The organism is Nocardioides sp. (assembly GCF_014360585.1).
Classification (GTDB): Bacteria; Actinomycetota; Actinomycetes; order Propionibacteriales; family Nocardioidaceae; genus Nocardioides.
Window position 1 is genome coordinate 1 of the sequence record NZ_JACIXG010000080.1, and the last position, 24,562, is coordinate 24,562.

Sequence of the window (24,562 nt, forward strand, 5' to 3'; positions counted from 1 at the left end):
CAGTCGCCAAGGAGAAACGGCGCGGCGTACGACCCAAAGGTCGGACGCCGCGCCGTTTCAGATGACGCGGGGTGGATCAGTCGTTGCGGACCAGAGCGGCCGCGCGGCGACGCAGGACCACGACCAGGGCGAGGCCGGCAGCGGCAGCGCCGGCGAGCATGGCCAGCAGCGGCCACATCGCGGGCACGGCGGAGTCGCTCTCGCCGGCGAGGCCGGCGTCGATGTTGGTCGGGACCTCGGAGTCGTCGTCGGCGACCGGGGTCGCGGACTCCTCCTCGGCGGGCTCGGTCTCGTCGGAGACCGGGGTGGCCTCGGTGGGCTCGTCGGTCGGCTCCTCGCCCGGGGTGGGCTCGTCGGACGGGGTGGGCTCCTCGGAGGGCTCCTCGCCGAGCGGCGGCAGGGACGGGGTCGGTGTGCCCGAGGGCTCCTCGGTCTCGCAGTTCTGGAACCAGAAGACCTTGGACTTGGTGTCGCTGCCATGGCTACGGGGGGTGTGGATGGTGACCTTGACGTGGAAGCCCTGCTTCGGGTGAGCCAGGCCGGTCGCGGAGAGCTTGTAGGTCTCGCGACCATCGAGCCCGTCGTCGGTGCCGGCGCCGCTGGCGGCGTCGCCGCCGACGAAGACCTCGGCCGGACCGTCGACGGTCAGGTCACCGCCTTCTGTCGGTGCGTGGAGCTCGAAGCTGATCTTCGAGATGATGTCCGCGCCCTCGTCGAAGCCGTACCACTCGACATCGAGCTCGCAGCCGACGTGCGGCTCGTTGTTGGGGATGTCGTCGATGTTGCCGTGCTTGATGATCTTGACGGTGCCGTTGTTACCGCCGGGGTCGCCCTTGCCGCCCTTGTCGTCGCCGGTGGCGAACGCCGGGGTTGCGACCAGACCGGCCAGTGCTGCGCCTGCGAAGATCGCACCGGCGCGTTTGATGCTGAACACTCGAAAACCTTTCGAAGACCGTTGACCGCTAGCTGCGGTCCGTGCGCAGCCTCAGCCATCGAAAGCGATGGGTGAATGACCCAAGAATCGCCGTGGACGCTCGCCGCCCCCGCAGCTGCCGACCGAAGCGTAGTGACCCCGCTCGCAAGCGCGGAAGGGGGGTGCGGTCGGTGTTACCGAGACGTGCATGTCGAGCGCTCCCTCCACATTGCTTGCAAAAGTTTGCGAGACAGGGTGTCGCAAACACGTACTCCCGGGTAACCTTGCCCACATGCATGTCGACGTACTGATCATCGGTGCCGGCGTCTCCGGCATCGGAGCGGCTGCGCAGCTCCGTGAGCGCCTCCCCGGCAAGACGCTCGCCATCCTGGAGCAGCGTGAGGCCAGTGGCGGCACCTGGGACCTCTTCCGCTACCCGGGCATCCGGTCCGACTCCGACATGTTCACCTTCGCCTTCAAGTGGCGGCCCTGGGAGAGCGCGCAGGCCCTCGCCGACGGTCACCAGATCCGTGACTACCTGCGCCAGACGGCGAAGGACTACGGCGTCGACAAGCTGATCCGCTACGGCCACAAGGTCACCGGAGCCGCCTGGAGCAGCGAGGACAAGCAGTGGACGGTCTCGGTCGAGACCGCTGACGGGCCCACCGAGATCACCGCCGGCTTCCTTTGGAACTGCTCGGGCTACTACGACTACGACAACGGCTACCAGCCGGAGTTCGCCGGTCTCGACGACTTCGAGGGCACGTTCGTGCACCCGCAGCACTGGCCCGAGGACCTCGACTACGCCGGCAAGAAGGTCGTCATCATCGGCTCCGGCGCGACCGCGGTCACCCTCCTGCCCAACCTGGCGGGAGAGGGCAGCGACCGCGCCGAGAAGGTGACGATGCTGCAGCGTACGCCGACCTACATCCTCTCCCGTCCGGGTCAGGACGCGATCGCCTCGCTGCTGAACACGGCGCCGTTCAAGCTGCTCGGCAAGCTGCCCTTCAAGCGCCTGCGCGAGAAGATCGGCCACGAGACCGTTCGCTGGGAGAACATCGCGCTCACCGTCGGCACCTACCAGCTGACCCGCCGGGCTCCCGGCGTCGTCAAGAAGGTCATCCGCGACCAGTGGATCAACGGGCTCACCGACCGCGGCGGCCGGCCTGGCATGAGCAAGACCGAGGCGATCGCGTACGTCGACAAGCACTTCAACCCGCCTTATGACCCGTGGGACCAGCGCATCTGCTTCGTCCCCGACGGCGACATGATGAAGTCGATCCGGGAGGGGTACGCCGCAGTGGTGACCGACCGGATCAAGACGTTCGTGCCGAAGGGCATCGAGCTCGAGTCGGGCGAGACGCTCGAGGCCGACATCGTCATCTCCGCGACCGGGCTCAACCTGCGACTCTTCGGCGGGCTCGAGTACGTCGTCGACGGCGAGCCGATCAACCTCCCCGACCAGATGGCCTACAAGGGCCTGATGATCACCGGGATCCCCAACTTCGCCTACACGATCGGCTACACCAACGCCTCCTGGACCCTGAAGGCCGATCTGGTCACCGACTACGTGATCCGGCTGATCGACTTCATGGGAGAGAACGGCTACGACGTCGCCTCCGTCTCCCGGGACCCGAACGTCGAGGAGCGGCCGTTCATGGACCTCGCCTCCGGCTACATCCAGCGCTCGCTGGACCTGATGCCGAAGGCGGGAGACCGGGCCCCGTGGGCCGCGAAGCAGAACTACCTCGTCGACATGAAGGCGCTCGGTTCGCCGGTCGCCGACGGTGTGATCCGGTTCGGCTGAGCCCGGCCTGGCCTCTGCTCGAGCTCTGCCCGTGCTGGGCCTGCGGTTGCTGTGACAGGCGTTCCGCGCCCGGCGTGAAGTGCGTGGGACTACGATGGCCCCACCATGGATGGCAGGGCAGTTCGCTGGAAGCGTCACAACGATGACCGACGAAAGCGCATCGTCGACGCCGCGATCGGTCTGATCGAGACCGAAGGCGTCAACGTGAGCCTGCAGGCGATCGGCCAGGCAGCCGGGCTCTCCCGGTCCGTGGTCTACCGTCACTTCGCCGACCGGCGCGAGCTCGACCTCGCCATCCAGGCCGACATCCTCGACGGGCTGTGGGCCAAGCTGTTCCCGGCGATGGAGCTGACCGGCTCGATCCGCCAGATCATCTCGCGCACCGTCGGGGCGTACGTCAACTGGGCGCTCGAGCACCCGCTCCTGCACCAGGTGGCCGACGTCGACACCGCGCCGAACGGCACCGGCCCGCTGCAGCAGGGCCTCGACCGGATCGCCGAGCGGATCAAGGAGCTGATCCTGGCCGCGTTCGACCTGGCCGGCGTGGAGGTCTCCGAGGTCGACAAGAAGGCCGTCGACCCGCTCATCTACGGCCTGATCGGGATGGTCTTCGGAGCCGTACGCCGCTGGGTGCACCTCGGTGAAGGCATCCCCGACGCCGAGCACCTGACCGCCGTCGTCACCGAGGCGGTGCTGGCCATGATCGACACCCGCACGGTGGCGTACGGACTCTCGATCGACCACGACCAGCCCCTCGAGGAGATCTTCGCCTGACCCCTGTCGCGGCCCGAGGTCAGTCGGGCAGCGTCAGATCCGGCGGCACCACACGAGCCAGCGCGGAACGGCAGGCGATGATCCCCGGCGAGTCGGCGATGGCCGTGCGGGTGGCGGTGAAGACCGTACGCCGCGGTGACTCCGGCAGGTCGATGAGCCGCACGGCGGTCCGGTGGCGCACCCGCATCAGGTCGGAGAGCAGCGCGACGGCGTTGCCGGACTCCACCAGCGCGACGTGGGCCTCGACGTCGTCGGTCTCGTAGCGGACCTCGGGCTCGAAGCCGGCGCGGCGACACTGCTCCTCGATCCAGTGCCGGGAGGCGGTGCCCGGCGGCTCCATCGCCCACGGGACACATCCGGCCTCGGCGAGGGAGGTGATGTTGTCCCAGATCGCTCCGGAGCCGCGGGGTGGGAGAGCGAGTCGGAGCCGGTCGGTGGTGAGCGGCTGCCGGTCGAGACCGTCGAAGTGCGGTGCGCCGTGGTCGGGGTAGTGCTCGGCGACCACCAGATCGAGCTCGCGCAGGGCGAGGTCGTTGAGCGCCTGCTCGGGCGCGCGCTGGGACAGCATGACCCGCAGCCGGGGATGACGCCTGGTCAGGTCGGCGAGGGCCTGTGGCATGTAGGCAAGGGCCACGGACTGGAAGACGGCGACCCGCACCGTCCCGGCGGTGTCGTCACCGAGCGCGGTGACCGCGGCCTCGGCCGCCTCGAGCCGGGCCAGGATCTCGGTCGTGTGCTCGACGAGCACCTCGGCCGCGGCGGTGAGCTGGACCCGCCGGCCGGCCTTGCGGAGCAGCGGCACCCCGACCTCCCGCTCGAGCTGGCCGAGCTGCTGGGAGACCGAGGAGGGGCTCTGATGGAGGGCCTCGGCGACCTCGGCGAGGGTCCCGCGCGCGGCGAGCTCGGCGAGGAGACGAAGGCGGCGGACGTCGAGCATGGTTCTCCATTCAGATTTTCTTACGAATAACCTCCAACAAACATCGCTTTATCTTACGTGACTCTGGTCGCATACTCGGCACTATGACCACCAATGACGCGCTCATCGCCGAGGTAGACCACCTCGTCCGCGGCTGGCTGGCGAAGGCTTCGACCAAGCCGACCGCGCCCGCCGCGCAGCGCCTCGCCGACGTACTCAAGGACCCCGCGGGGCTCGACTTCACCGTCGGCTTCGTCGACCGGGTGATCCGGCCCGAGGACGTACGCGTGGCGGCGGCCAGCCTTCGTGAGCTGGCCGGCAACGTACCCTCGTTCCTGCCCTGGCACCTGAAGCTGGGCGTGAAGCTCGGCGCGCTGATGTCGCTGGTCGCGCCCTGGTTCGTCATCCCGGTAGCGCGCCGTGCGCTGCGGCAGATGGTGGGTCACCTGCTGATCGACGCCTCCGACGCACGGCTCGGCAAGCAGATCGAGCGGATCCGCGAGCGCGGTGTCTCGCTGAACATCAACCTCCTCGGTGAGGCCGTCCTGGGCCAGAAGGAGGCCGACCGTCGTCTGGCCGGGATCCGCAAGCTGCTGGCCCGCGACGACGTCGACTACGTCTCGGTGAAGGTCTCCTCGCCGGTCGCGCCGCACGCGGTCTGGGCCTACGACGACGCGGTCGATCACGTCGTCGAGCGGCTGCTCCCGCTCTACACCTACGCGGCGAAATCCTCGGCCGCCGGGACGAAGAAGTTCATCAACCTGGACATGGAGGAGTACCGCGACCTCGACATGACCATCGACGTCTTCACGCGGCTCCTCGACCGTCCCGAGCTGGCCGACCTGGAGGCGGGGATCGTCCTGCAGGCGTACCTGCCGGACGCGATGGCCGCGATGATCAAGCTGCAGGACTGGGCGGCTGCTCGCCGTGCGCGTGGGGGCGCGGCGATCAAGGTCCGTCTGGTCAAGGGCGCCAACCTGCCGATGGAGCACGTCGAGGCGTCGCTGCACGGCTGGCCGGTGGCGACCTGGACGACCAAGCAGGACTCCGACACCAACTACAAGCGGGTGCTGGCCTGGTCCCTGACGCCCGAGCGGATGGACAACGTGCGTCTCGGCGTCGCCGGCCACAACCTGTTCGACGTGGCGTACGCATGGATCCTGGCTGGTCAGCGCGGTGTTCGTGACTCGGTCGAGTTCGAGATGCTGCTGGGGATGGCCGAGGGCCAGGCCGAAGCGGTCCAGGAGACCGTGGGCGGTTTGCTGCTCTACGTGCCGGTCGTGCACCCGAAGGACTTCGACGTCGCGATCGCGTACCTCGTGCGTCGCCTCGAGGAGGGCGCGAGCACCGAGAACTTCATGTCGGCCGTCTTCGACCTCAACTCCTCCGAGGCCCTCTACGCGCGTGAGAAGGAGCGGTTCGTACGCTCGCTGGAGGCTGTCGACGAGTCTGTGCCGGCACCCAACCGGACCCAGGACCGGCGCGAGCCCGTCGACGCCGCGCCGATGGCCGGGCCGTTCGAGAACACCCCGGACACCGACCCGCACCTGCCGGGCAACCGCGAGTGGGGCAAGGCGATCATCGCCCGGGTGGGCTCCTCGACGCTCGGTGCCCAGCTCGTCGCTGACCACACGGTGACCTCGGTCGAGGCTGTCGAGTCGGTGCTCGAGGGCGCCGTCGGCGCCCAGGCCGACTGGGGCCGCAAGACCGGTGCCGAGCGCGCCGCCGTCCTGCGGGCCGCTGCCGTCGAGGTCGAGCGGCGTCGCGCCGAGTGGCTCGAGGTCGGTGCGTCGGAGTGTGGCAAGACGCTCGACCAGGGCGACCCCGAGGTCTCCGAGGCGATCGACTTCCTCAACTACTACGCGAGCCTGGCCGAAGAGCTCGACACGGTGGACGGCGCCCGCCAGGTGCCGGTCCGGCTCACGCTGGTCACCCCGCCGTGGAACTTCCCGCTCGCCATCCCGACCGGTGGGGTCGCGGCGGCGCTCGCGGCCGGTTCGGCCGTGGTGATCAAGCCGGCCCCGCAGGCACAGCGCTGCGGCTCGGTGCTGGTCGAGACGCTCTGGGCCGCCGGGGTGCCGAAGGAGGTCCTGCGGCTGGTCCACGTGCCGGAGAACGAGGTCGGTCGCGCGCTGATCGCCTCGCCGCTCGTCGACCGGCTGGTGCTGACCGGTGCGTTCGACACCGCCGAGCTCTTCCGTTCGTTCCGTCCGGACCTGCCGCTGCTGGCCGAGACCTCGGGCAAGAACTCTCTGGTGGTCACTCCGGACGCCGACCTCGACCTCGCGGTCAAGGACCTCGTCTACTCCGCCTTCGGCCACGCCGGCCAGAAGTGCTCGGCGGCGTCGCTGGGCATCCTGGTCGGCTCGGTCGCGACCTCGCGCCGCTTCCGCGACCAGCTCGTCGACGCGGTCACCTCGCTCACGGTCGGTTACCCGACCGACCCCACGGTGCAGGTGGGCCCGGTCATCGAGCCCGCCTCCGGCAAGCTACTCAAGGCGCTGACGACGCTCGCGCCGGGCGAGTCGTGGCTCGTGCAGCCGCGCCAGCTCGATGACACCGGTCGCCTCTGGTCGCCAGGCGTGAAGACCGGGGTGAAGCGTGGCTCCGAGTTCCACCTGACCGAGTACTTCGGTCCCGTCCTCGGTCTGATCTCGGCCGACTCGCTCGACGAGGCGCTCGAGATCCAGAACCAGGTCGACTACGGCCTCACCGCCGGCATCCACAGCCTCGACCGGGCAGAGATCGAGCACTGGCTCGACTCCGTCGAGGCCGGGAACGTCTACGTCAACCGCGGCATCACCGGCGCGATCGTGCGTCGCCAGCCGTTCGGTGGCTGGAAGAAGTCGGCCGTCGGCGCCGGGACGAAGGCCGGTGGGCCGAACTACCTGGTCGGACTCAGCGACTGGGTCCCGGCTCCGGCCACCGAGCTCGCGACGCCGTCCGCCGCCGTCCGATCGCTCGTCGACTGGGCCGGGAGGCTGCAGATCGACGAGATCGAGATGCTCAAGCGTGGCGCCGGGTCGGACGCGGTCGCCTGGGAGCGCGAGTTCGGTGCCGCCCGGGACGTGTCGCGACTGACCGCCGAGGTCAACGTGCTGCGCTACTCGCCGGTGCCGGTCACCATCCGGTACGAGGGTGGGCCGATCGCCCACCTGCTGCGAGTCCTCGCCGCCGGAGTCGCGGCCGAGGCGCCGGTGACGGTGTCCGTCGCCGCTGACCTGGACGATGACACCGTCTCGCTGGTGCGGGCGACCGGTGCGACCTACGTCGTCGAGGACGCCGCCGCGTGGAGCGCCACGCTGTCCGGGACCGATGCGCCCGGCCGCGTACGCCTCCTGGGTGGGTCGCGCGAGTCCTTCGCCGAAGCGAGCCAGGGCCGGGTCGACATCGCCCTCTACGCCCAGCCCGTCGTCGAGGCCGGCCGCGTCGAGCTGCTCACCTTCCTGCACGAGCAGGCCGTCTCGGTCACCGCGCACCGCTTCGGCTCGCCGACGCCGCTGGTGGAGAACCTCTTCTAGCCGCAGCTCTCGTCGCCTCGCTGGCACTCGCTTCGCTCGCTGGTCGAGCCCGCGAGCGCCAGCGAGCGGTGTCGAGACCAACACAGTCCCCTTCGCGCTCGATAGGGCTGTATTGGTCTCGACACGCCTCCGCCTAGCGGCTCCGGCGGCTCGACCAGCGTGGTCGACCCCGTCGGGCTCCTCGCGTTCTCCTACAGTGGGGCGATGATCTCGATCGCGCGAACCATCGCGCGCCTTCTGCTGGGCGTCGCGATGATCGGCGCCGGCGTGGCGCACCTGACCGCACAGCGACAGGAGTTCCGGGCGCAGGTGCCGGACTGGTTCCCGATCGATGAGGACCTGACCGTGCTCGGCTCTGGCGTTGTCGAGATCGGACTCGGGCTGGCCTTCATCCTGCTGCCGAGCAAGCGGCGGCTCATCGGAATGCTGCTCGCCGCGTTCTTCGTGGCGATCTTCCCCGGCAACATCGCTCAGTACGTCGAAGGCGTCGACGCATTCGGCCTCGACACCGACCGTGAGCGGTTGATCCGGCTGTTCTTCCAACCCGTGCTCATCGTCTGGGCCCTGTTCGGCGGTGGCTGGCTCAGGGGTACGAGAAACGACTGAGCCGCCCCCTATGACATGACGGCCGAGTCGGCGGGCCTGCTTGTCAGGGTGTTGTTGCTGACTGTGCCCCTGCCCACGTACGCAGGTAGGTCTCCGAGCCGCGGACGATGTCGTCGATGACGTCCTGACCGCCGGTGAGGCGGAGGTCCTCGAGATAGTCGGGGATCATCCCGTAGTGGGCGACACCGTCGGTGTTGTAGTCCCAGATCCGTTTGCCGGTGACCTGGCGGTCGACGACGGAGCCTCCGTCGAAACTGCGGAAGGGGTAGCTGACCTGCGTCTTCGCAGGTCCGGGCGTGCCGCCGAAGCCGTTCATGTCGAAGCCGAACCCGATGCCCGCGCCGTAGCGGTCACGGACGGGAGCGGTGCGGACGTACTCCGCCAGGAACTGGTCGGTGCTGTGGCCGTAGATCGTCGAGAACCCGCCGAGGGCGTAGAGCCGGTCGAGGTAGCGCTCGTCCATCCAGGAGTGGCTGGCGAGCACGCCGGGGTAGTCGGCCTCCTCGAGGATGTCGAAGGCCCGGCCGGCGGCCTTGGCGCTCATGTGGTCGACCTCGACCATCATCCCGCGCTTGATCAGGCCCCGCAGGGCGTACTCGCCCAGCGCGGAGAGACCGTGGGGGTTGCAGACCGTCCCCTCGGGATAGATCGGCGGCTGCGGCAGCCATTCCAGCCCGGGAGGCCTGGCGATCAGGCGCGGGTTGTTGTCGTGCGGCTGGTCGGGGTCGCAGGCCTTCGGCGTCCAGAACGTGCCGGTGGTGAGGAACTGCCCGGCGTTGATCAGCAGCCCGGTGGTGCCCTCGTCGTAGCGGACCCCGCAGAGCGCGTTGTCGAACTTGTGACACAGGAACATCGACGAGACTCCGAGCGACTTCAGCTCGTCGAGCCCCTTGTCGATGTTGGCGCGTGTGCACGAGGGCAGCCGCAGCTTCTGGGAGCAGCCGAACGGCTCGGAGGTCTCGACGCCGAGCACCACGGCGAGCTTGCCGTCCTCGATCACCTCGCGTGCCTGGCCGGCGTCGGTGACGATCCGATACCACCCGCGCCCCTCGCCGCCGTACTGTGCGTCGATGAACGCCTGGGTGTCGTACGCATCCCGGGCCTGTCTCCGCACCGCGGTCATCTCGTCGCACGACTGGTGGGTGCCGGGGTTGATCGCGCACAGCGCCTTGTTGCTGGTCAGCTGCACCACCAGGATCCGCTGTCCCGCGCGCCAGGCGCGCTCGACCCAGCGGTAGTACATCTGCTGGTGGGTCAACGAGTCGTACGCCGGCCAGTCCTTGAACGAGGGCCAGCCGGTGGTGTCGTGGAACCCGAGCGGGCTCCCCGAACGGGTCAGGTTCTCCAGCAGCGCGGTCTCACCGGCGATCCCGTGAGAAGGACAGTCCTTCAGTGCGTCGGCGATCCCGGCCTCGGAGAAGGCCTTCCCGCAGACTGCCGCGCCGCCGATCCCGTCCTGCATGAACATGTGGCTGTGGGCGTCGATCAGCCCTTGCACCGTGCCGTCCGGAGCGGTGCCGGTGAACGGCTCCCCGGTCACGTTGATCTCTGATTCTGGGGAGGGGAGCCGCCGCTCCACGTCATCACCCGAGGCCGGTGGCCCAACCATCGCGACGGTCACCGCGAGGGCGATCACAGCGAGCAGGGACGTACGACGGATGCGCATGCGGCCTCCCGGTGACCAGCGGCGTCTGACGGGCCTGAGGATGGCAACCTAGCAGTTGCTTGGGTCGCTCGGGGCCTTAATCAGGAAGGTCGTCTGCTCTGAGAGACTGGCGAGCATGACCATCGCGATCATCGGTGCAGGCAACATGGGCGGGGCTGTCCTCGCCGGACTCCTCGAGGCGGGTCACGCTCCGGAGAGCGTCATCGTCGTGGAGTCACGCGAGGAGCAGGCGGCCGCGCTTCGCGAGAAGCACGGCATCCGTACGCTGCCCGCCGCCGAGGCCGTGGCCGAGGCCGACGTGGTGGTGCTGGGCGTGAAGCCCTACGGCATCGTGCCGGTGCTGGAGTCGATCGCCTCCGCGCTGCGCCCGGGAACCACAGTGGTCTCGCTGGCCGCCGGTGTCCCGACTTCCGCGATGGAGCCGGCCGTGCCGGACGGTGTCTCGGTCGTGCGGGTCATGCCCAACACGCCGGCGCTGGTCGGGGAGGGCATGTCCGCCGTCGCCGGTGGCGCGAAGGCGACGCCGGAGGCTGTTGCCACCGCGGCCGAGTTGATGGGTGCGGTGGGCAAGGTGGTCACGGTGCCCGAGTCGCAGATCGACGCCGTCACCGCGATCAGCGGGTCCGGCCCGGCGTACGTCTTCATGGTCGCCGAGTCCTGGATCGAGGCCGGTGTCCATCTGGGGCTGACCCGGGACGACGCGACCACCCTCGTCATCCAGACGCTTGCCGGATCCGCGGAGCTGCTCAAGAGCGGCACCCACCCGGCGATCCTCCGCGAGCAGGTCACCTCGCCCGGCGGCACGACCGCGGCCGCCTTGGGTGCGCTGGAGCAGAACGGCCTGCGGGCGGCGTTCCTCGAAGCCACCCGCGCCGCTTTCGTGCGCAGCCAGGAGCTCTCCTAGCCTTCCCCTCCGTCGGTCGAGCGTGTCGAGACCAACACGGTTCCCATCGGCACTCGAGACGACCGTGTTGGTCTCGACACGCCTCCGCCTAGCGGCTCCGGCGGCTCGACCAGCGGTGGCGGCGCGACCAGCGGGGCGGGGTTACAGCCCGAGGTGGCGGCTGATGATCAGCTTCTGGACCTCGGTGGTGCCGCCGTAGATGGTCTGGATGCGGCTGTCGATGAACGCCTTGGCGATCGGGTATTCCATCATGTAGCCGTAGCCGCCGTGGATCTGGACGCCCTGGTCGACGAACTTCTTCTGCAGCTCGGTGGTCCACCACTTGGCCATGCTCGCCAGGACGGTGTCGGCGGTGCCGGCGTTGAGCTGGGTGATGGCGTCGTTGAGGAACAGGCGGGCGAGGTAGGCCTCGGTGGCCATCTCGGCGAGCGTGAACGCGGTGTTCTGGAAGCGGCCGATCGGGCGGCCGAACGCCTCGCGGGTGCGGGCGTAGTCGAGGGAGAGCTCGAGGACCTGCTCGACCGCGGCGACCGCGATCGAGGCGACCGAGATCCGCTCCTGCGGCAGCAGGGTCATCAGCGAGACGAAGCCGGAGCCCTCCTCGCCGAGCAGGTTCTCCTTCGGCACGACCACGTCGGTGAAGGAGAGCTCGGCGGTGTCCTGCGCCTTCATGCCGACCTTGTCGAGGTTGCGGCCGCGCTCGAAGCCCTCCATGCCGCGCTCGACCACGAGCAGCGAGATGCCGTGGGCGCCGGCGTCGGGGTTGGTCTTGGCGACCACGATGACGAGGTCGGCGTTGATCCCGTTGGAGATGAACGTTTTCGAGCCGTTGAGGAGGTAGTGGTCGCCCTTGTCGACCGCGGTGGTGCGTACGCCCTGGAGGTCCGACCCCGCGCCCGGCTCGGTCATCGCGATGGCGGTGATGATCTCGCCGGAGACGCAGCCCGGCAGCCACCGGGCCTTCTGCTCCGCGGTGCCGAGGTGGGAGATGTAGGGGACGATGATGTCGGTGTGGACGAAGAAGCCCGGTCCGCTGGCGCCGATCTTCGCCATCTCCTCGTGGAGGACGGCGTTGAACCGGAAGTCCTTGATACCCGGGCCGCCGAACTCCTCTTCGACGTCGAAGCAGAGCAGCCCGGTGTCGCCGGCCTTCTTCCACAGCTCGCGCGGGACGATGCCGGCCTTCTCCCACTCGCCGTGGAAGGGCACGACCTCCTTCTCGAAGAAGGCCTTGGCTGTAGCGCGGAAGTCCTCGTGCTCAGCTTCGTAGATGGTGGGCTTCTCGGGCATGACACTCCTTCGTAGACAGTCGGGCACATGGTGCCTCAGGTCTGTGACGCAGACCGCATTCTCGGGCGGCGACGGTGCAACTGTGACAGTAACACTGGCGAAGTAGCAACAGATTGGTCTACGGTCCCTGACTATGACCGAGACGACCGAGGAACTGCTGACGATCGATGAGCTGTCGACCGCCACGGGGTTGTCGGTGCGCACCACGCGCTACTACGCGAGCCTCGGCCTGATCCCGCCGCCGATCCGTCGCGGGCGGGTCGCCTACTACGGTCCGGAGCATCGGGCTCGCCTGGATCTGGTCACCGCGCTCCAGGAGCACGGCTTCACCCTGCAGGCCATCGAGCGCTACCTCGGTCGGCTTCCCGCGGACGTCACGCGTGAGGATCTGGCGATGCAGCGCGCGATGATCACTTCCTGGGCTACCGAGCCGACCGAGGACATCCAGGCCCGGATCGGGCGCGAGCTGATCGCTCTGGGGCTGCCCCGAGACGCCCTGGCGGCGGCGTACGCAGCGACCTCACGACTCATGGCCGACCTTGCGGACGAGCTCAACACGATCCTGCGCGATCAGGTCGTCGACCCGTTCAAGCGGACCCACCACACCGCGGAGGAGGCTGCACATCTCGAAGAGGTGCTCCCGCGGCTTCGTCAGCTGACCACCGAGGCGATCGTGGTGAGCTTCCAGGACGCCGTGAACCGGACCATCTCCCGCAATCTCTCGTGAACGTTTCTGTCCAACCCTGTTGACTGTGACAGTTTTAGTGTCACAATCGGCGCATGGCTGAAGCATTCATCTATGACCACCTGCGCACGCCGCGCGGGAAGGGTAAGAAGACCGGAGCGCTCCACGAGGTCAAGCCGATCGACCTGGTGGTCGGCCTGATCGACGAGGCGCGCAAGCGGAACCCCAACCTCGACCCCGAGCAGATCGACGACGTCGTCCTCGGTGTCGTCACCCCTGTCGGCGAACAGGGCGGTGACATCGCCAAGACCGCCGCCATCAAGGCCGGTCTCCCCGAGACGACCGCAGGAGTGCAGCTCAACCGCTTCTGCGCCTCCGGCCTCGAGGCCGTGAACCAGGCCGCCTCCCGCGTACGCGGCGGGTTCGAGGAGCTCATCCTCGCCGGCGGTGTCGAGTCGATGAGCAAGGCGCCGATGGGCAGCGACGGCGGCGCCTGGGCGCAGGACCCTGACACCGCGCTCAAGACCGGCTTCGTCCCGCAGGGCATCGGCGCCGACCTGATCGCCACCATCGAGGGCTTCAGCCGCGCGGACGTCGACCGCTACGCCGCCCAGTCCCACGCCCGTGCGGCCGCCGCCTGGGAGAACGGCTACTTCAAGGATGCCGTCATCCCGGTCGTCGACCAGACCGGTCTGACCGTGCTCGACCACGACGAGCTGATCCGCCCCGGCACCACTGCCGAGACGCTGGCCGGCCTCAAGCCGTCCTTCATCCAGCAGGGTCAGGAGGCCGGCTTCGACGACGTCGCGCTGGCCAAGTACCACTGGGTCGAGAAGATCGACCACGTCCACCACGCCGGAAACTCCTCCGGCATCGTCGACGGCTCCGCGCTGATGCTGATCGGCTCCGAGGAGGCCGGCAAGGCCAACGGGCTCACCCCGCGCGCCCGGATCATCTCGGCCGCAGTCTCCGGTGCCGACCCGACGATCATGCTCACCGGCCCCGCCCCGGCCTCGCGCAAGGCGCTGGCCAAGGCCGGCCTCACCGTCGACGACATCGACCTGTTCGAGATCAACGAGGCGTTCGCCGCGGTCGCGATGCGGTTCATGAAGGACATGGGCATCGACGAGTCGGTCACCAACGTCAACGGCGGCGCGATCGCCATGGGTCACCCGCTGGGCGCGACCGGTGCCATCATCCTCGGCACCCTGGTCGACGAGCTCGAGCGTCAGGGCAAGCAGCGCGGTCTCGCCACGCTGTGCGTCGGTGGCGGCATGGGTATCGCCACGATCGTCGAGCTGGTCTGAGCCCGGTTGGTCGAGCCCGCGAGCGCCAGCGAGCGGTGTCGAGACCAACACATCAAGCGACCGTGTTGGTCTCGACACGCCTCCGCCTAGCGGCTCCGGCGGCTCGACCAACGGCTGAGTTGAAGAACAAGGACTTGAAATGACAGAAACCGCAGTCAAGTACGACAAGGATGCCGACGGCATCGTCACGCTGACCCTGGACGACCCGAACCAGTCGGCCAACACCATGAACGAGCTGTACAAGACCTCGATGGCGGAGGCCGTCGAGAAGCTGTACGCCGAAGCTGCCAGTGATGAGAAGAGCGTCACCGGCGTCGTCATCGCCTCCGCGAAGAAGACCTTCTTCGCCGGCGGCGACCTCAAGAACATGATCCAGGTCCGCCCGGAGAACGGCGCCCAGGTCTTCGAGGAGGTCGAGGCGATCAAGGCGACCCTCCGCAAGCTGGAGACCTTCCCGAAGCCGGTCGTCGCGGCGATCAACGGCGCCGCCCTCGGTGGCGGTCTGGAGATCGCGCTGGCCGCCCAGCACCGGATCGCGCTGGACGCCCGCTACGACATCGGCCTGCCCGAGGTCTCCCTCGGACTGCTCCCGGGCGGCGGTGGGGTCACCCGCGTCGTACGCCTCCTGGGCATCATGACCGGTCTGATGGACGTGCTCGGCCAGGGCACCAAGTTCAAGCCCGCCGCGGCGAAGGAGAAGGGACTGGTCGACGAGCTCGTCTCCTCCCCCGACGAGCTCGTCCCCGCCGCCAAGGCGTGGATCAAGGCCAACCCCGACGAGATCGCCCAGCCGTGGGACAAGCCCGGCTACAAGATGCCCGGCGGCAAGCCGACCTCGCCGGCGCTCGCGGGCTTCCTCCCGGCGTTCCCGCCGATCCTGCGCAAGCAGCTCAAGCAGTCCGACATGCGGGCGCCGAAGGCGATCCTGTCGGCCGCGGTCGAAGGCGCGATGGTCGACTTCGACACCGCCACCCGGATCGAGTCGCGCTACTTCGTCTCCCTGGTCACCGGCCAGCAGTCGAAGAACATGATCCAGGCGTTCTTCTTCGACCTCGGTGCCATCGGTGCCGGCACGCTGCGTCCTGACGGCGTGGAGAAGTTCACCGCGAAGAAGGTGGGCGTGCTCGGTGCCGGGATGATGGGCGCCGGCATCGCGTACTCCTTCGCCCGGGCCGGTGCGGAGGTCGTCCTCAAGGACGTCGCCATCGAGTCGGCCGAAAAGGGCAAGGCCTACACCGCCAAGCTCAACGAGAAGGCGGTCTCGCGCGGCAAGCTGACGCAGGAGAAGGCCGACGAGATCCTCAACCGGATCACCGCGACGGTCGCGCCGGAGGACTTCGCCGGCGTCGACGTCGTCGTCGAGGCGGTCTTCGAGGACGTCTCGCTGAAGCAGAAGGTCTTCAGCGAGATCGCCCCGTTCGTGAACGAGGACGCGGTGCTCTGCTCCAACACCTCGACGCTGCCGATCACCGAGCTCGCCAAGGGGATCGACCGCCCGGCGGACTTCATCGGCCTGCACTTCTTCTCGCCCGTCGACAAGATGCCGCTGGTCGAGATCATCAAGGGCGCCGAGACGAACGACGTCGCGCTGGCCAAGGCCTACGACATCGTCCAGCAGATCAAGAAGACCCCGATCGTCGTCAACGACAGCCGCGGCTTCTACACCTCGCGCGTCATCGGCACCCAGATCCAGGAGGGTCTGGAGCTGCTCGCCGAGGGCTTTGCGCCCTACTCGCTCGAGCGTGCCGCGACCCAGGCCGGGTTCCCGGTCGGGCCGCTGCAGATCGCCGACGAGCTCAACCACGAGCTCATGGTCAAGATCGCTCGTACGACGCGGGAGGCTGCCGGTGTCGAGGAGCTGACCACCACGGAGAAGGTGCTCACCCCGCTCATCGAGGCGGGTCGCTCCGGCAAGCTCAAGGGCGCCGGATTCTACGACTACGCCGACGGCAAGCGCACCTCGATCTGGTCGGGGCTCGGCGACGTGTTCCCGGTCGCCGAGAAGCAGATCCCGCTCGAGGACGCCGAGGAGCGGATGCTCTTCATCGAGGCGATCGAGACGGCGAAGTGCTTCGAGGAGGGGGTCATCACCTCCGCCGCGCACGCCAACATCGGCTCCATCTTCGGCATCGGCTTCCCGCCGCAGACCGGTGGTGCGGCGCAGTTCATCACCGGCTACGAGGCCGCTGACGGCTCGATCGGCATCGAGGCCTTCCTGGCTCGGGCCGACGAGCTGGCCGAGACCTACGGCGAGCGGTTCCGCCCGACGGCGTACCTCCGCGAGCTCGCGGCGAAGGGTGAAGGCTTCCCCGCCTGACCCACGGCATCGTGATGAACCGGCACGGATCCTGTGAAGGACCGTGCCGGTTCGTCCTTTGCGGGGCTGCCGCGGCCGGCCCTGTGCGACTCTTTGCCTTCCGTAGAGGTCGAGGAGGACGTACGTGGCGTTGCCGGGCAGTACACGAGGGCGCGAGCTCTGGGTGGGGGTCGTGATCGCCGACGTCGGCCGGTGGCTCACCGCGCACGACGGCTATCCCGGGCGGACGGGACAGCCGCTGGCCTACGTGGTCCAAGGCACGAGGGGCGGCGAGGTCGAGGGCTGGATCGGCGGCACGACCCCGCCGCAGACGACGATGCCGCCGATCGGCGACGCCGCGCCCTGGCCCGCCGACCCCGGGGCGCCGTCCTGCCGGATGACGGATCTCGAGGTCACCTTCGGCGGACACGACGCGGCGAGCCCGTCACGCTCCGGGTCAGTGCGCCGGGGGCGCCGGGCGATCTCGACGTCCTCGACGGGGCCGAGGTGCGGATCAGTCCCTGGGCGCAGGGCCCGCCCGCCTGACGTACGTGATGAAGAGGTGCGGCCCGGAGCCGTGGCCGATGTGCGCCATGGCTCCGGGCCGCCATCCTCAGGTGGGGGTCAGCGGATCACGGTCGTCGCCGCGGAGAGGCGGGACTTGGTGTAGTAACCAGTCTTGCGCCCGGTGACCCGGACCCGGATGCGGTCGTGGCGGTCGATCGATTTCAACCGGTACGTCTTGCCGGTGGCGCCCGGGATGACCTTGCCGTTGCGCAGCCACTGGTAGGAGTACGTCACCCCGGCCGGCTTCCACTCGCCACGGAGCGCGGTGAGCAGGTAGCCCACTTTGCGGGTGCCGCGGATCGACGGAGTGACCGGAGTCAGGTAGCCGGCGAGGATCTTGCCGGTGCCCGAGCTCCACCTGCTGCCGACGTTGGCCGCCGGCCACGCCGATGAGTAGGCGGTGACCTTGACGTGGATCGTCTTGGCGTGATCGGAGCCGGTCAGCTTGTAGGTCGACCCGGTGGCCCGGCTGATGGGGACCCCGTTGCGCATCCACTGGTACTTGACCGTGGTCGCGGTCGGGCTCCACGAGCCCTTCGAGGACGTCAGCGTGTAGCCGACCCGCTGGCTGCCGCTGATCTTCGGGGCGGCGGTGTTCGCGATCGTCTTCGGGGTGCAGGAGTAGAGCTCCAGACCGTCGACGTACCAACCGAGGAGCGAGCCGTCGTTGTCCCCGCGGACGACCCACTGGAGCTGGACGGTCTTGCCGGCGTAGGCGGACATGTCGACGCGGGAGCTGATCCATCCGTTGGAGTCGCCCCCGAAGCCGGTCATCGGCTTGGTGGGGCTGTTGAGGAGCAGCTTCTGCTTCGGGCCGTTCACCCAGGCCGAGGACGGGATGGCGGTCGCGACCCCGTTGACCAGCAGGCGGGCCTCGCCGCCGTCGTAGTACTGCGGCGTGGGGTGGGCGGGGTCGCCGCCGGGGTACCACTCGAAGAGATACCAGTGGCTGAACCGCAGGTAGGTCCGCTTGCCGGACGGCACCTTGATGCCGGCTGTCGTCAGGCCGCTGGCCGTCGGGTCGCCGTACGCCGCCGGGTCGGGGTTCCAGCCGAAGTCCGAGCCGTTGCCGTCGCGGTCGTTGGCGGCGACGCCGTCGGCGGCGTCGGGTGCCCGGTGCCACAGGCCCCCGAGGCTAGTCGTCGGGGTGGGTGCCGCGACCTTGTCGACGCTGCCGGCGGGGCAGGTGTTCGGCGCCTCCGCGGGGCGGGTAGCGCCGGCCTTGGTGGGCGACTTCGCGAGCTCGGTCGCCTCGGTGGCCAGGCGCACCTGGGTGCAGTCGGCGGTGGTGAAGCCGGCCGTGCCGGCGCTGGCGAGGGCGGCACAGCCGGTGACCAGCGTACGGCCGAGATCTGCGTACTGGCTGCCGGAGACGAGGTGCTGGATCGTGTAGAGGTAGAGGGCCGCCGTCTTCTGCAGGGTCTCGTCGTCACCGTCGATCCCGGTGATGGTGCGGCCGTTGAAGGTGCCGCCCTGCGAGATGAGATAGGCCGTCTTGTTGCCGACGCCGCTGTTGGTGTGCACCCCGCCGCCGTCGGCGTGGTACGTGAGGTCGTCGGCGTCCCACAGCGAGCTGGTCATCCGGTCCGGCTGGCGGTAGGCAGTCGGGCTGGCGAGGGAGCGGATCGCGCCCAGCGAGGAGTCCTCACCGACGCGCCAGTCGGTCGGCGAGTCGTCGGGGGTGGCGTAGCGGTGGTCGACGATCTCGCCCATCACGTCGGCCAGCGACTCGTTGATCGCGCCCGACTCGTACCAGTAGAAGAGGTTCGAGCTGCGCTCGATCACCCCGTGGGTCAGCTCGTGGGCGACGATGTCGTCGACCGCGAGGCCCTGGCCGAGGTAGATCTGCTGGCCGTTCCAGAAGGCGTTGTCCATCGGGCACGACGGCGTGTAGTCCGGCGCCGTTGGCTCGCAGTAGCGGGTCGTCGCGGTGACGGCGGGGCTGGTGGCCGTGGACCAGCCGATCTCCTCGGTCAGGTCCAGGCCTAGCGACGCGTAGAGGTCGGAGGTCGCGCCGATCATGTCGTAGGCGCGGTCCACCTCGGCGAGACCGGTGGCCGCCTCGCCCTCGCGGCGCTTGACCGTCGAGCTGGTCTCCGTGCAGCCGATCGCGTCGCGGCGTACGTTGGCGTCGTCGCAGATGCGACGGTTGGCGTGGGCGATCTCGTTGATGTGCATGAGGACGCGGCCGCTGCCGGCGTGGACCAGGACGGTCTCGCGGATGTCGGCGTCGTTGGTCACCGTGAACCGGTAGACGCTCGTCTCGCCGATCCGGGGCCCGCGGATCAGGTCGTCGTCGTAGAGCCACGTCCCCTCTTCGGCGACGCGGAGTCCGGTGGCGGCGTGGTGGGCCTTGCTGACGACCGTTCTGGCTGACTTCGCTGCGTCTGCGCGGTCGGCGATCGCAGCCTTCGCCGAGGTGACATCGGAGAGGTTGGTCGACGCCGAGGTGAGGCCACGCTCCTCGTCGAGGCCGAGGACGACCTCGCCGCCGAGGACCGGGAGACCGTCGACGTACTGGCCGAACCTGGTCACCGACCCGCCGCCCACGGCCGCGGTCGTGTCCTGCTCGCGGAGATCGAGGTCGTCGGTGCCGAGGGCGTCACCCGCCCGGCCGAGATGGGTCCGGGCGGCCTTGCCGGGGGCGACCGACGCGCCCAGCGGCTCGGCCGCGGCACGCTTCGCGCCGATGAAGTCGGCCTCGCCGCTGGTGGTCCGATGGATGGTCAGGGGGACGCCGGCGCGGTCCGTGTAGGTCGCGATCGGGTCGGGTTCGGCGGCGTACGAGGTCATCGGGATGACGCTCACCCCGCCGAGAGCGAGTGACGCCGCGACCAGCGCGACGACACGTCCATGACGTGACACTTCTTGTCCCTTGTTCAGATGGCTTGGTGAGGCCGACCCGAACCGGCGACGGAAGTCTTCCATGCAGGGCGTACGGCAGCAGCGGAATTTCCGAAACCTCGGCCGTTGGTTCCGGCCGATCAGGACTTGAACTCGAGTGCATACTCGGTATATACATACTCAGTAAGTAATCAGAGGGGGTGATCGAGTGTCCGTGAAACACGCACTGCTGGCGCTGCTGGAGAAGCCGCGCTACGGCTATGAGCTGCGCGCCGAGTTCGAGCAGCGCACCGGCGCGAGCTGGCCGTTGAACGTCGGGCAGGTCTATACGACCCTGTCGCGACTCGAGCGTGACGGTCTCGTCGAGGCCGGAGGGACCGACGCGGAGGGACGGTCCCTCTACCAGCTGACCGAGGCCGGCAGGGTCGAGGTCAAGGGGTGGTTCGACAGCCCCGTGGAGCGTACGCAGCCACAGCGCGACGAGCTCGCGATCAAGCTCGCGGTGGCGGTCGCGGTGCCGAGCGTGGACGTCGGCAAGGTCGTCCAGCAGCAGCGCAACGCGACGATGCAGGCGCTCCAGGGGTATCGGCGCCAGGCGCGCTCCGGTGCCGGCGACGACCTCGCCGGGGGGCTGGTGCTCGACCGGCTCGTCTTCGCGGCCGAGGCCGAGATCCGCTGGCTCGACCACTGCGAGTCCCGGCTTCGCCGGGCGGCAGCGACGAGCACCGCGCCGGAGCCCGCCGAGCCCACCGAGCCCACCGATGGAGGCACGCGATGAACGCCGCCCTCGCCCATGACCTGCGCCGACTCAGCCACGACAGCGATCGCTGGCTCGCCGACGCCCGCGAGCGGCTGAGCCGCCGCGCCCATGCAACGCCCGTCAAGCCGGGCAACACTTCGACCGAGGAGTCCACTGATGAGTGAGCGCCAGCGAACGACAATCGGCCTCAGGCCGCCGCGTCCGTATTCTTTGACTTGCGCAACGGAGGCGGCGGCATGAGTGATCCTGTCCTCCGGCTCACCGACGTGAGCCGCGTCCACGGCACCGGCGCTGCCGAGGTCCAGGCCCTGCGGGGTGTCAGCCTCGCTGCGTACGCCGGTGAGCTGGTCGCCATCATGGGCCCGAGCGGCTCCGGGAAGTCGTCGTTGCTGACCATCGCCGGTGGCCTCGACTCGCCGACCTCCGGGTCCGTGTCAGTCGACGGCCAGGATCTCGGCGAGGCCGGGATCAGCGGGCGAGCGAAGCTGCGGCGTACGTCGATCGGCTATGTCTTCCAGGACTTCAACCTGATCCCGGCGCTGACCGCCGCCGAGAACGTCTCGCTGCCGTTGGAGCTCGACGGCGCCGGCCGGCGCCCGGCGCGGGACGCGGCGAGGGTCGCGCTCGAGGAGGTCGGTCTCGACGGATTCGCGGACCGGTTCCCCGACGAGATGTCCGGCGGCCAGCGGCAGCGGATCGCGATCGCGCGGGCGATCGTCGGTGAGCGCCGGCTGATCCTGGCCGACGAGCCGACCGGAGCTCTCGACACCGAGACCGGCGAGGACATCCTCAAGCTGATCCGTGCGCGTTGCGACGCGGGCGCTGCCGGCGTGCTCGTCACCCATGAGCCGCGCTACGCCAGCTGGGCCGACCGGGTGATCTATGTGCGTGACGGTCTCGTCGTCGACGAGGCCGGCGAGACGCCGAGCACGGTCTTCGCGACAGGGGTCGAGCAATGAGCGGGCGACTCGCCGGATGGCGGCTCGCGTTGCGGATCGGGCAGCGGGAGGCCCGGCGCGCGAAGTGGCGCAGCCTGCTGGTCATCTTGATGATCGCGCTGCCGGTCGCGGGCGTGACCGCGATCGCGGTGACCTACCAGACCTACAGCGTCGACACCGGTGAGGGCCTCGACCGGCGGCTCGGCACCGAGGCTGCTGCGCTCGTCGAGGCGCGGAGCTCCGGACCGGTCCGGCAGGGCATCGACCCCGACAAGGGGGCCGAGTGGCTGGCGGAGACCGGCGACGGACCGCTGGATACGGCCGGTCTGCGGGCCGTGGTCGGGGACCGGCCGGTGCTCGCGGCGCATGACTACGGTTTCGACGTACGGACCGACAAGGGGGTCACCTGGGCGAGCGGCCTCCGGACTGATCTGAGCGATCCGCTCGCGGCCGGGCTGACGCGGTTGACCGAGGGTCGCCTCCCGCAGGGCACGGGCGAGGTCGTGGTCAACGAGGCCCTCGCAGAGCGCGGGCCGGGCCTCGGCGAGGAGCTGCGGATTCCGGGCGCGGGCTCCGAGGAGGTCCGCGAGATCGTGGGGATCGTCGAGTCGGCGTCCGTACGCAACGAACCCTTCGTCGCGGGCTTGGACCTGCCGACGACAGCGACCGTCGACGTCCCGACCTGGCTGGTCGGTGGCGAGTCGATGACCTGGGCCGACGTCGAGAAGCTGAACGCAGAGGGTGCCTTCGTCCTCTCGCGCTCGGTCGTCGAGAACCCGTCTGCGGAGGCGTTGGCTGCCGAGCGCGAGCTCGGTCCGCAGCCAGGCGCGCCGGATCCTGCCGAGGCTGTGATCGTCGTCCTCATCGTGGTCATGGTGCTGCTCGAGGTGGTGCTGCTGGCCGGTCCTGCGTTCGCGGTGGCGGCCAGGCGACAGGCTCGCGACCTCGCGCTGATCGCGGCCTCGGGCGGCACTGCTCGCCAGGCTCGGCGAGTCCTGCTCGGGATGGCGATCGTCATCGGTGCGGTGGCTGCCGTCGTGGGTGCTGTCCTCGGGATCGGGCTCGCTCGGCTGCTCCAGCCGCTCGCTCAGGCGCAGGTGTCCGACTGGTTCGGGCCGTTCGAGGTGCCGTGGTTGCAGATTCTGGCGGTTGCCGCGATCGGGTTTGCGGCCGCGATCTGCGCGGCCGTCGTACCGGCCTGGATCGCGTCGCGGCAGGACGTCGTCGGCGTGCTGGCCGGACGTCGCTCTGCGAGCCGGCCATCGCGGAGCTCGCCGGTCATCGGGATCGTGCTGCTCGTCGCCGGTGTCGCCTCGGCCGCTTTCGGCACCCGGAATGCGCTCAGCGGCATCCCGATCGCTCTCGGTGTCCTGCTCTGTGTCACGGGGTTGCTCTTCATCCTTCCGGTCCTGGTGTCGCTGGCCGCCCGGCTCAGCGCCGGGATGCCGCTGGCGATCCGCTTCGCGACCCGCGACGCCGACCGGCATCGCACCCGTACGGTTCCGGCGGTCGGTGCCATCGCGGTGACGGTGGTCGGGGTGGTCACGCTCGGGATCGCGTTCGGCAGCGACCAGAAGCAGAACGAGGAGAGCTATCTGCCCGCGTTCGCGATCGGGGACGCCACGGTCCAGCCGCGGCACGCCGTCAACGCCGGCGATCAAGCCCCCACGGTTGGGCAGTGGCAGCGCGTCACCGCGCAGATCGAGAAGGCGAGCCCGGGATCGACGGTCACGCCGATGACCGGCGCGAGACTCACAGACCCCGACGGCTACATCTCCGTCGAGACCGACGACGGCGACCAGGTCCCGCTCGACACGACCACCGGCGGGTTCGGCGAGCTGATCGTCGCCGACGGCACCCTCCCTGGGGTCGTGACCCGGTCGCTGCCAGGGCTCGATGTCACCGCTGCCGAGAAGACGCTGCGCTCCTCCGGAGCGGTCGTGTTCACCACCGACGACGCGCTGGTGTCCTCAGAGTCGGCCCGTCTGGCCGTCAAGGCGTACTCGGAGGAGGACGACGAGGAGCAGGAGCGGACCGCGATCAGCGTGCCGGCCACCTTCGTCGATGTCGGCGACCGGGCCGCGCCTGCGTACGCGGTCGTGACGCCGGCGGTGGCGAAGCGGGTCGGTGCCGACCCGCAGATCACGGGGCTCTACATCGAGGATGCTCGGATCAGCGAGGTCGCGGAGACCGACCTGAGCGAGGCGCTGGCCGGGGGAGAGCTCTCCACGATGCTCCAGGTCGAGCGAGGGTTCCAGGAGGAGGACTCAGCCGTGATCGTGTGGCTTCTCCTGGTCACGCTGGGCGGGGCTCTGATGATCGGCGGCGCGCTGACCGCCACGCACCTGGCGCTCAACGACGCCCGGCCCGACCTGGCGACGCTGTCGGCGGTCGGAGCCCGGACACGTACGCGGCGGGGGGTCGGTGCTGCGTACGCGATCGTGGTCGCGCTCCTCGGCGCGGTCCCTGGCGCGATCATCGGGTTCGTGCCGGGCATCGCGGTCAGCTATCCGCTCACTGCCGAGGGGTGGCCGGTGCGCGACGACGTGGCTTCGCACTACCTCGAGATCCCCTGGACCCTGGTCGGAGTGATCGTGGTCGGCCTTCCGCTGCTGATCGCGCTGATCGTCGCGGTGACCACCCGCAGTCGCCTGCCCATGGTGGCCCGCGTCGAATAACCGCCGAGGCGTCACGTACGTCGGTCGAGACGTCACTCCCGCGAATCGAGTTGGCACGTTGGTGCCAACTCGATTCGCGTATGTGACGTC

General features: G+C 69.3%; 18 protein-coding genes. 13 read left to right on the forward strand and 5 right to left on the reverse strand.

What is annotated here, in order from left to right:
- Window positions 1-76: 76 nt before the first annotated feature.
- Complete coding sequence (locus H5T77_RS20750) at window positions 77-934, reverse strand: hypothetical protein (RefSeq protein ID WP_292652489.1); 858 nt, start codon at window positions 932-934, stop codon at window positions 77-79.
- Between the two features lie 271 nt (window positions 935-1,205).
- Here H5T77_RS20750 and H5T77_RS20755 point away from each other — a divergent pair, with 271 nt between their 5' ends.
- Entirely contained in the window at window positions 1,206-2,720 is a 1,515-nt protein-coding gene (locus H5T77_RS20755; RefSeq protein WP_292652492.1) for a flavin-containing monooxygenase, read from the forward strand.
- A 105-nt stretch (window positions 2,721-2,825) separates the two neighbouring features.
- On the forward strand, window positions 2,826-3,494 hold the full coding sequence (locus H5T77_RS20760; protein WP_292652494.1) for a TetR/AcrR family transcriptional regulator: 669 nt from the start codon (window positions 2,826-2,828) through the stop codon (window positions 3,492-3,494).
- 19 nt (window positions 3,495-3,513) lie between these two features.
- Here the strand turns inward: H5T77_RS20760 and H5T77_RS20765 are convergent, their stop codons facing one another.
- Window positions 3,514-4,431, reverse strand: coding sequence for a LysR family transcriptional regulator (locus H5T77_RS20765; protein WP_292652496.1), 918 nt, complete (start codon window positions 4,429-4,431; stop codon window positions 3,514-3,516).
- An 83-nt stretch (window positions 4,432-4,514) separates the two neighbouring features.
- Here H5T77_RS20765 and H5T77_RS20770 point away from each other — a divergent pair, with 83 nt between their 5' ends.
- Both H5T77_RS20770 and H5T77_RS20775 read left to right on the forward strand, forming a co-directional pair.
- A complete protein-coding gene (locus H5T77_RS20770; protein ID WP_292652498.1) occupies window positions 4,515-7,931 on the forward strand; it encodes a bifunctional proline dehydrogenase/L-glutamate gamma-semialdehyde dehydrogenase in 3,417 nt (1,138 codons plus the stop codon).
- Window positions 7,932-8,135: 204 nt separating this feature from the next.
- Window positions 8,136-8,537: a DoxX family protein gene (locus H5T77_RS20775; protein ID WP_292652499.1), complete on the forward strand. Its 402-nt coding sequence runs from the start codon at window positions 8,136-8,138 to the stop codon at window positions 8,535-8,537.
- Window positions 8,538-8,580: 43 nt separating this feature from the next.
- Here the strand turns inward: H5T77_RS20775 and H5T77_RS20780 are convergent, their stop codons facing one another.
- Complete coding sequence (locus H5T77_RS20780; RefSeq protein WP_292652501.1) at window positions 8,581-10,203, reverse strand: amidohydrolase family protein; 1,623 nt, start codon at window positions 10,201-10,203, stop codon at window positions 8,581-8,583.
- Between the two features lie 115 nt (window positions 10,204-10,318).
- On the opposite strand from H5T77_RS20780, the gene proC reads away from it, so the two are divergent.
- A complete protein-coding gene (proC, locus tag H5T77_RS20785) occupies window positions 10,319-11,107 on the forward strand; it encodes a pyrroline-5-carboxylate reductase (RefSeq protein WP_472850358.1) in 789 nt (262 codons plus the stop codon).
- A gap of 141 nt (window positions 11,108-11,248) precedes the next feature.
- On the opposite strand, the gene H5T77_RS20790 is transcribed toward proC, so the two are convergent.
- On the reverse strand, window positions 11,249-12,397 hold the full coding sequence (locus H5T77_RS20790) for an acyl-CoA dehydrogenase family protein (protein ID WP_292652505.1): 1,149 nt from the start codon (window positions 12,395-12,397) through the stop codon (window positions 11,249-11,251).
- A gap of 133 nt (window positions 12,398-12,530) precedes the next feature.
- Here H5T77_RS20790 and H5T77_RS20795 point away from each other — a divergent pair, with 133 nt between their 5' ends.
- The 4 genes from H5T77_RS20795 (at window position 12,531) to H5T77_RS20810 (ending at window position 17,355) form a co-directional block, all read left to right on the forward strand.
- Window positions 12,531-13,124 (forward strand): MerR family transcriptional regulator, encoded by a 594-nt coding sequence (locus H5T77_RS20795; RefSeq protein WP_292652507.1) that lies wholly within the window; start codon window positions 12,531-12,533, stop codon window positions 13,122-13,124.
- Between the two features lie 53 nt (window positions 13,125-13,177).
- Window positions 13,178-14,389: an acetyl-CoA C-acetyltransferase gene (locus tag H5T77_RS20800; protein ID WP_292652509.1), complete on the forward strand. Its 1,212-nt coding sequence runs from the start codon at window positions 13,178-13,180 to the stop codon at window positions 14,387-14,389.
- A gap of 139 nt (window positions 14,390-14,528) precedes the next feature.
- Window positions 14,529-16,706: a 3-hydroxyacyl-CoA dehydrogenase NAD-binding domain-containing protein gene (locus tag H5T77_RS20805; protein WP_292652511.1), complete on the forward strand. Its 2,178-nt coding sequence runs from the start codon at window positions 14,529-14,531 to the stop codon at window positions 16,704-16,706.
- Window positions 16,707-16,878: 172 nt separating this feature from the next.
- On the forward strand, window positions 16,879-17,355 hold the full coding sequence (locus H5T77_RS20810; RefSeq protein ID WP_292652513.1) for a hypothetical protein: 477 nt from the start codon (window positions 16,879-16,881) through the stop codon (window positions 17,353-17,355).
- On the opposite strand, the gene H5T77_RS20815 is transcribed toward H5T77_RS20810, so the two are convergent.
- Window positions 17,310-20,117: a M4 family metallopeptidase gene (locus tag H5T77_RS20815; protein ID WP_292652515.1), complete on the reverse strand. Its 2,808-nt coding sequence runs from the start codon at window positions 20,115-20,117 to the stop codon at window positions 17,310-17,312. The two genes, H5T77_RS20810 and H5T77_RS20815, sit on opposite strands and share 46 nt — an antisense overlap.
- Window positions 20,118-20,304: 187 nt before the next feature.
- Between H5T77_RS20815 and H5T77_RS20820 the strand changes: the two genes are divergently transcribed.
- The 4 genes from H5T77_RS20820 to H5T77_RS20835 all read left to right on the forward strand — a co-directional run bounded on the left by H5T77_RS20820 (window position 20,305) and on the right by H5T77_RS20835 (window position 24,472).
- The gene (locus H5T77_RS20820) at window positions 20,305-20,874 is read left to right on the forward strand and encodes a PadR family transcriptional regulator (protein ID WP_472850359.1); all 570 of its coding nucleotides are present in this window, start codon (window positions 20,305-20,307) and stop codon (window positions 20,872-20,874) included.
- The gene (locus H5T77_RS20825) at window positions 20,871-21,020 is read left to right on the forward strand and encodes a hypothetical protein (protein ID WP_292652519.1); all 150 of its coding nucleotides are present in this window, start codon (window positions 20,871-20,873) and stop codon (window positions 21,018-21,020) included. The genes H5T77_RS20820 and H5T77_RS20825 overlap by 4 nt, the downstream gene beginning before the upstream one ends.
- A 72-nt stretch (window positions 21,021-21,092) precedes the next feature.
- A complete protein-coding gene (locus tag H5T77_RS20830) occupies window positions 21,093-21,815 on the forward strand; it encodes an ABC transporter ATP-binding protein (RefSeq protein ID WP_292652520.1) in 723 nt (240 codons plus the stop codon).
- Entirely contained in the window at window positions 21,812-24,472 is a 2,661-nt protein-coding gene (locus H5T77_RS20835; RefSeq protein ID WP_292652521.1) for an FtsX-like permease family protein, read from the forward strand. The genes H5T77_RS20830 and H5T77_RS20835 overlap by 4 nt, the downstream gene beginning before the upstream one ends.
- Window positions 24,473-24,562 lie beyond the last annotated feature (90 nt).

What these genes read in the sequence shown, in the direction of transcription:
- H5T77_RS20790 (WP_292652505.1), bottom strand. Translation starts at nt 12,397, where the DNA reads ATGCCCGAGAAGCCCACCATCTACGAAGCTGAGCACGAGGACTTCCGC.
- H5T77_RS20780 (WP_292652501.1), bottom strand. Translation starts at nt 10,203, where the DNA reads ATGCGCATCCGTCGTACGTCCCTGCTCGCTGTGATCGCCCTCGCGGTG.
- H5T77_RS20770 (WP_292652498.1), top strand. Translation starts at nt 4,515, where the DNA reads ATGACCACCAATGACGCGCTCATCGCCGAGGTAGACCACCTCGTCCGC.
- proC (WP_472850358.1), top strand. Translation starts at nt 10,319, where the DNA reads ATGACCATCGCGATCATCGGTGCAGGCAACATGGGCGGGGCTGTCCTC.
- H5T77_RS20835 (WP_292652521.1), top strand. Translation starts at nt 21,812, where the DNA reads ATGAGCGGGCGACTCGCCGGATGGCGGCTCGCGTTGCGGATCGGGCAG.
- H5T77_RS20765 (WP_292652496.1), bottom strand. Translation starts at nt 4,431, where the DNA reads ATGCTCGACGTCCGCCGCCTTCGTCTCCTCGCCGAGCTCGCCGCGCGC.
- H5T77_RS20760 (WP_292652494.1), top strand. Translation starts at nt 2,826, where the DNA reads ATGGATGGCAGGGCAGTTCGCTGGAAGCGTCACAACGATGACCGACGA.
- H5T77_RS20805 (WP_292652511.1), top strand. Translation starts at nt 14,529, where the DNA reads ATGACAGAAACCGCAGTCAAGTACGACAAGGATGCCGACGGCATCGTC.
- H5T77_RS20795 (WP_292652507.1), top strand. Translation starts at nt 12,531, where the DNA reads ATGACCGAGACGACCGAGGAACTGCTGACGATCGATGAGCTGTCGACC.
- H5T77_RS20800 (WP_292652509.1), top strand. Translation starts at nt 13,178, where the DNA reads ATGGCTGAAGCATTCATCTATGACCACCTGCGCACGCCGCGCGGGAAG.
- H5T77_RS20825 (WP_292652519.1), top strand. Translation starts at nt 20,871, where the DNA reads ATGAACGCCGCCCTCGCCCATGACCTGCGCCGACTCAGCCACGACAGC.
- H5T77_RS20775 (WP_292652499.1), top strand. Translation starts at nt 8,136, where the DNA reads ATGATCTCGATCGCGCGAACCATCGCGCGCCTTCTGCTGGGCGTCGCG.
- H5T77_RS20755 (WP_292652492.1), top strand. Translation starts at nt 1,206, where the DNA reads ATGCATGTCGACGTACTGATCATCGGTGCCGGCGTCTCCGGCATCGGA.
- H5T77_RS20830 (WP_292652520.1), top strand. Translation starts at nt 21,093, where the DNA reads ATGAGTGATCCTGTCCTCCGGCTCACCGACGTGAGCCGCGTCCACGGC.